The 6,304-nt window shown below is 44.1% G+C and carries 8 protein-coding genes, 1 tRNA gene and 1 other annotated feature; of the genes, 2 read left to right on the top strand and 7 right to left on the bottom strand.

Annotated elements, in window-relative coordinates:
• Nucleotides 1–34 precede the first annotated feature (34 nt).
• On the bottom strand, nucleotides 35–364 hold the full coding sequence (locus NIE32_RS04080) for a DUF6054 family protein (protein WP_253053268.1): 330 nt from the start codon (nucleotides 362–364) through the stop codon (nucleotides 35–37).
• 156 nt (nucleotides 365–520) lie between these two features.
• Here NIE32_RS04080 and NIE32_RS04075 point away from each other — a divergent pair, with 156 nt between their 5' ends.
• Nucleotides 521–940 carry an NUDIX domain-containing protein gene (locus tag NIE32_RS04075; RefSeq protein ID WP_253053266.1) on the top strand — a complete coding sequence of 140 codons (420 nt, stop codon included), beginning with the start codon at nucleotides 521–523 and terminating at the stop codon, nucleotides 938–940.
• Between the two features lie 70 nt (nucleotides 941–1,010).
• On the opposite strand, the gene NIE32_RS04070 is transcribed toward NIE32_RS04075, so the two are convergent.
• Together NIE32_RS04070 and cspD are read right to left on the bottom strand one after the other, a co-directional pair.
• Nucleotides 1,011–1,083, bottom strand: a tRNA-Arg gene (locus NIE32_RS04070).
• A 209-nt stretch (nucleotides 1,084–1,292) separates the two neighbouring features.
• On the bottom strand, nucleotides 1,293–1,493 hold the full coding sequence (cspD, locus tag NIE32_RS04065; RefSeq protein ID WP_253053264.1) for a cold-shock protein CspD: 201 nt from the start codon (nucleotides 1,491–1,493) through the stop codon (nucleotides 1,293–1,295).
• A gap of 456 nt (nucleotides 1,494–1,949) precedes the next feature.
• On the opposite strand from cspD, the gene NIE32_RS04060 reads away from it, so the two are divergent.
• The gene (locus tag NIE32_RS04060) at nucleotides 1,950–2,606 is read left to right on the top strand and encodes a deoxynucleoside kinase (protein WP_253053262.1); all 657 of its coding nucleotides are present in this window, start codon (nucleotides 1,950–1,952) and stop codon (nucleotides 2,604–2,606) included.
• A gap of 323 nt (nucleotides 2,607–2,929) precedes the next feature.
• Here NIE32_RS04060 and NIE32_RS04055 read toward each other — a convergent pair whose 3' ends face one another.
• From NIE32_RS04055 to pdxS, 4 genes are all read right to left on the bottom strand, one after another.
• Complete coding sequence (locus NIE32_RS04055; protein ID WP_253053260.1) at nucleotides 2,930–3,082, bottom strand: hypothetical protein; 153 nt, start codon at nucleotides 3,080–3,082, stop codon at nucleotides 2,930–2,932.
• A 40-nt stretch (nucleotides 3,083–3,122) separates the two neighbouring features.
• Nucleotides 3,123–4,409, bottom strand: coding sequence for a serine--tRNA ligase (serS, locus tag NIE32_RS04050; protein WP_253053258.1), 1,287 nt, complete (start codon nucleotides 4,407–4,409; stop codon nucleotides 3,123–3,125).
• Nucleotides 4,410–4,452: 43 nt separating this feature from the next.
• Nucleotides 4,453–4,669 (bottom strand) — a binding site (T-box leader).
• Nucleotides 4,670–4,719: 50 nt separating this feature from the next.
• A complete protein-coding gene (gene pdxT / locus NIE32_RS04045) occupies nucleotides 4,720–5,289 on the bottom strand; it encodes a pyridoxal 5'-phosphate synthase glutaminase subunit PdxT (protein ID WP_354327048.1) in 570 nt (189 codons plus the stop codon).
• A 20-nt stretch (nucleotides 5,290–5,309) separates the two neighbouring features.
• Entirely contained in the window at nucleotides 5,310–6,194 is an 885-nt protein-coding gene (pdxS, locus tag NIE32_RS04040; RefSeq protein WP_253053254.1) for a pyridoxal 5'-phosphate synthase lyase subunit PdxS, read from the bottom strand.
• Nucleotides 6,195–6,304 lie beyond the last annotated feature (110 nt).

The following is a 6,304-nucleotide window of genomic DNA, read 5'->3' as shown; positions in this document are numbered from 1 at the left end:
TACAGTCCTTTCATTTTTTTCTAAACGACAGCACTTATTCTTCAATGATGGAGTTCGAGAAACAGCCCATGAATTCCTCCAACCAATCATATGTTGCTCCCCAGTCCCATGATCCGAATATTGAACCCGAACCCCCGGTAATGACAACGGATATTTTGGTCTTCCCCGAGATGTTATCAATCACCGCGGTTAATGCCGCGTAGCTGCTGTTACGAAAAAAATATTTCTGGAAGGCCAGAATGCACTGCTTAATTTCCTCGGATTCCGTCTGCAATTCGTGTACCTGATCAGCACCTGCAGCTTGCTTAACAAGCTTTACCGCGTCCTCTATTGATACAGAAACAAGGAATGAGCGATCGGCCATCTGCATACCTCCTCTTATAACTCCATCTTTAATTTCTTCCGACTTTAACAAAATTATATTGACCATTCAAGCAGAGTCATTCTCTCTATCGATACCAATAGAAAATACACTATAATAAACATAATAATTAGGACGAAGAAAGAACGGAGGACGTTCATGTTTCTGGTGATTGTGGAAGCTGCGATCTATCAAAACGGCCGATGGCTAATCATTAAGCGCAGTGAAAAAGAAAAACATGCGGCCGGTCTCCTCGCGCTTGTCGGTGGAAAAGTTGATTTAACCGATCATCCCAACGATATTCTAGAGCATGCGCTGCGCCGCGAAATCAAAGAAGAAGTGGATATCGAAGTTACCGACCTTAGATATGTCAAAAGCGCCTCGTTCCAGCTTCCAAACGGTGAAATGGCACTCGAAGCAATCTTTTTTTGCCGACCTTTGTCAGGCCTCCCGCACGCAGTCAGTGCCGATGAAGTAGCGAAGCTCTACTGGATGACCACCGATGAAGTGCTTAACCATCCCAATACACCGGATTATCTTAAAGATCAAATTGAACGAGCAGATCGTCTCTTGCATTAGCGGATATACTAGATGAAAAACACAAAACCCTCTTGTTCAAAAACAAGAGGGTTCCACGTGTAACATTTTATGGCCCTGAGAGGAATCGAACCTCCGACGCACGGTTTAGGAAACCGACGCTCTATCCACTGAGCTACAGAGCCGCAGCGCGCACATTTTTTCGCGACATAGAGTATTATATGAATAAAACTCGCCGATGGCAAGCCCTTTGGTCGTAGCCAGAGGCTGAGTTGCACGGATACTTTACTCAATCGCAAAAAAAGAATGGCTAGGGCAGCACGACAGTCGGCACAAATAAAAGCAGCCCTTTTTTAGAGAGGACTGCTTCCGCATCATCGGTTATGGCCGAAGATCACAGCTTTGTAACGTTTGCTGCTTGAGGTCCGCGGTTACCATCAACGATTTCGAAGCTAACTTCTTGACCTTCTTCAAGCGTCTTGAAACCGTCGCCTTCGATTGCAGAATAGTGTACGAATACATCATTTCCGCCTTCAACTTCGATGAAGCCGTAGCCTTTTTCTGCGTTAAACCACTTTACCTTACCGTTTTGCATGTATAAATGCCTCCCTAAAACGTTGCGCTGCCCGCGCGTGAACTAAAACCATTCACCAATTAACACCAAAAATGTGCACATAAAAAACAGACCTTTCCAGAAGTAAAAACTACTACACTTCGAGGAAGGGTCTTCATTCTTACATCCAGATCTTATATTAAGTAGTAAAATGGTTTATTACAATATAGCACATTCCCAATTTTGTGTCAATAAAATCTCGGTTTTGTAACCGCATTCTTCCTTGATTTATCAACATTTTAGCTGTCATGGCTCCTCAGGAACTATCCGAATACTACACGTTCTCTAGAATCGACTCATTTCGATTTTTTATACATCTTTTGCTCATCCATTTCGACTTTTTTCACTTTTTTTTGCGCTTTTAAGGTGATACACTTAATAAATCGTTTTGATGTTCTTATTTATGTATATACTTTTGAAGAAGAAAGGGCGTTAGGAATGATCGAAAACGCATTACCTTCTCATAAATTGATCTCCGTTGCCGGTATGGTAGGGATCGGAAAAACAACTTTTGCCACTGCATTGGCGCATCATCTACATTATCGTACATCCTTTGAAAAGGTGGACGGCAATCCATACCTTGATCTCTTTTACAAGGACTTTGAACGTTGGGCATTCCATCTTCAAATCTTCTTTCTCGGCGAGCGTTTCAAGGAAACCCAGAAGATGGCTGCAAGTTCTGAAAGCTATGTACAGGACCGTTCAATTTATGAGGATACCGGCATCTTTGCGAAGATGCATTATGAAAAGGGCACAATGTCAGAGGCCGATTATAGAACGTACACCAGTCTCTTTGATGCAATGGTGATGACCCCTTATTTCCGTCATCCCGATTTGTTGATCTATTTGCATGGCTCGCTTGAAGCAACCATTCAGAGAATCTGCCAACGTGGACGTGGACTAGAAAAGGAAACACCGAACAGTTACTGGGAAGAAATGTTTATGCGTTATGAACAATGGGTAAACGAATTTGATCTCTGTCCTGTTTTAAAGATCAACATTGATGATTATGATCTGATTAACGATTCAAAGTCTGCCGACAAGATCGTTTCTCTTGTACGTGAAAGACTGGAAGGAACCGCAAGTTTCAGCTGATCCATGCTAAGAAAAATCAGATTAAGCCCAGTGCTTGACTGCCACTCTTTATACGTCTTAACTCGCCAAACTTGTGCATAAATGACACTTCAGTTGCTCACTGCCGCGGGCGATCCGTGAGCCTCCTCGGTCAATCAATGAAATCTGCGGGGTCTCACTTGGCTCGCGATCATTAGGAATGATCCCGCAGCACTTTCGTGTTTGAATCAGAACTTCTTTCAGTGTTACACCGCTGATATGAACCCTAAGCCCATTCAAAATTTTATCGTTTCTTATTAAAAAAAAATCGTGAATGTGGGAACCCCACATACTCACGATTTTTATTATTTTTCTTTTTTCTTATCAGGCTTCTGGGCCTTTTCCTGATCCTGCTCTTCGCTAACCGCTTTCGGTTTGTTCGGATTTAAAGTAATTCCAAGATCATCAATCATTTTTGTCAGTCTCGCGTCATTGTTCACTTTCTGATGAAATGGCATGGCGCACCTCCTATGATTTTGATCGTTTATGCGAACCTATTCAATCTTTCGGTGTAATGCGCTCAAGATTTTTCATGTACGGACGCAATACTTCCGGAATGATCACACTACCGTCTTCCTGTTGGTAATTTTCCAGAATCGCAGCGACTGTACGGCCAACAGCAAGCCCAGAACCATTCAGCGTATGCACAAATTCAGGTTTCGCTTTCGGCGTGCGCCTGAAGCGAATATTTGCTCGGCGCGCTTGGAAATCTTCAAAGTTACTGCAAGACGAAATTTCGCGATAAGTGTTCTGGCTTGGAATCCAAACTTCCAAATCATATTTCTTTGCCGCAGTAAAGCCAAGATCCCCGGTACAGATTGCAACAACGCGATAGGGGAGATTGAGCAGCCGTAGTACTTCTTCAGCATCTCCCGTCAACTTCTCAAGTTCAGTATAGGAATCTTCTGGCTTAACGAAACGTACCAACTCAACCTTATTGAATTGGTGCTGGCGAATGATGCCGCGTGTATCGCGTCCTGCAGAGCCTGCCTCAGAACGAAAACATGCGCTGTAAGCGGCATAGGCCACGGGTAACTGATCACCGGTTAGAATCTCGTCGCGATAATAATTCGTTACAGGAACTTCAGCTGTAGGGATTAAGAAATAATCCCGATCATCAGCGATCTTAAAAGCATCCTCTTCGAACTTTGGCAATTGGCCGGTACCGGTCATGCTGGCACGGTTTACCATATAGGGTGGCATAATGACTTCATAGCCATGCTGATCCTCATGTAAATCAAGCATGAAACTGATCAAGGCACGTTCCAGACGTACACCTAGTCCCTTATAAAAGACAAAGCGGCTGCCGGTAACCTTAGCGGCGCGTTCGAAGTCAAGGATATCCAGATTCGTTGCAAGATCCCAATGTGCCTTTGGTTCATAGGTGAACTTTGCAGGATCACCCCAGAAGCGAATAGGCTTATTGTCCTTTTCATCGTCACCCACTGGAACACTCTCATGGGGCACGTTTGGTATTGACAGCATGACCTGCTTCAATTCTTCTTCAACTTGGCTGAGCTGGCTATCAAGTTCTTTAATGCTCGCGCTGACTTCACGCATTGAGACAATCAGATCCTGTGCATCTTCCTTCGCTCGCTTTTTAGCCGCAACTTGTGCAGAAACGTCGTTCCGCTTTGCTTTCAGCACTTCTGCCTGACTAATCAGTTCGCGCCGCTTGTCATCCAATTCAGGAAACTTGTGAAAATCGCTAAGGTCTTCACCTCTTTTATTTAATTTTTCTTTGATTTCATCATAATGATCACGTAGCCTTTTCATGTCGAGCATCGTTTTCTGCCTCCTAAAAATAAAAAATCCCGTCCCCTATTGATCAAGGGACGAGATATCACCCGCGTTGCCACCCAAATTGCCAGCATGTTCATCGTTGCCGGCCGCTTAATCATAGATAACGGTATGATCCGTGTGATCAACCATAAGCTGATCCAGCTCTCAAGGATGGATTTCCACCATGTCCTTCGCCACTTTCCACCAAGTGCGGCTCTCTATGCAAGGATATTGGCGGTACTAATTCCTGTCATTAAGCATACAAAATTAACTTATTTAAAATCTACACTAATGACCAGAAAAAAGCAAGCGGTTAACTTTCTTCTTCAACCATGTGGACAAAGTATTGATGCATTGCAGGATCTTCAGTCAATTCCGGGTGAAAAGCGCACGCCAGAAAACGATCTTGACGACAAGCAACAATATGATCATCGACAGTTGCGAGCACGTCTACTTGATCACCGACGCTCTTAATATAAGGCGCACGAATAAAGACACCCGTATAGTTTTCACTGATTTCTTTGATCTGCAAATTCGCCTCAAAACTATCGACTTGCCGACCAAAGGCATTGCGCTTTACATCAATATCAAGCACCCCCAGATGAGGGCCTTGTTTTCCTTCAATTTTCTTTGCCATTAAGATTAAACCGGCACATGTTCCAAATATAGGTTTCTGTCCCGCAAATGTTTGAATGGCTTCAAACAGACCATAACGGTCCATGATTCTGCGCATCATCGTACTCTCGCCACCGGGGAGAACAAGTCCGTCAAGCCCGTCCAAATCACGGACATCTTTTACCATTACAGCTTCTGCTCCTGATTGTTCGAGTGAACGGATATGCTCACTGACCGCACCTTGAAGTGCAAGAACGCCAATTTTCACAGACATAATTGCATTTCACCTCAAATTCCACGATCCTGCATACGTTCCGCAGGTTCAAGAGTACTCATATCGATCCCTTTCATCGGCGTACCAAGACCTTTCGATAATTCAACAATACGTTCGTAGTCTTGGTAATAGGTTGTCGCTTCAACAATTGATCGTGCAAATTTCGCAGGGTTTTCCGATTTAAAAATACCTGAACCAACAAAGACACCGTCAGCGCCTAGTTCCATCATCAGAGCAGCATCCGCAGGTGTCGCTACACCGCCGGCTGCAAAGTTCACAACCGGAAGACGGCCAGCTTCTTTGATCTGAAGCAAAATTTCATAAGGAGCGCCTAGTTCCTTAGCGAATACCATCAGTTCATCAGGAGCCATAGCAATAACCTTGCGTACTTGGCTATTTACCAGTCGCATATGACGAACGGCTTCGACGATGTTCCCTGTCCCTGGTTCACCCTTCGTACGAAGCATCGCTGCACCTTCGCCGATTCTTCGTGCTGCTTCACCTAAATCACGGCATCCGCAAACAAATGGAACGGTGAATGCTTTTTTATCGATATGAAAAACATCATCTGCCGGGGTAAGCACTTCACTCTCATCAATATAATCAACTTTCATTGCCTCAAGCACGCGCGCTTCAACAATGTGACCAATTCTTGCTTTTGCCATAACCGGAATCGAAACTGCATTTTGAACCTGCTCTACGATTGTCGGATCGGCCATTCTTGCGACGCCGCCTGCCTTACGAATATCTGATGGGACGCGTTCCAGTGCCATGACTGCTGTTGCGCCTGCTTCTTCAGCAATTTTAGCTTGTTCGGCATTGACCACATCCATGATCACGCCGCCCTTTTGCATTTCCGCCATACCTCGTTTTACACGATCTGTTCCTGTCTGTACCACTTTATAGTCCCTCCAGTTCTAGAAAAAAAATACCTATAATTATCTTTAGTGTACAACAATGCCAAGTAAATAACTATGACTATATGGACATTGTCATTTTTTTCTGTATT

It is taken from the genome of Sporolactobacillus kofuensis (genome assembly GCF_024125425.1).
GTDB lineage: Bacteria > Bacillota > Bacilli > Bacillales > Sporolactobacillaceae > Sporolactobacillus > Sporolactobacillus kofuensis.
This window is presented reverse-complemented; position numbering and strand designations above follow the sequence as displayed.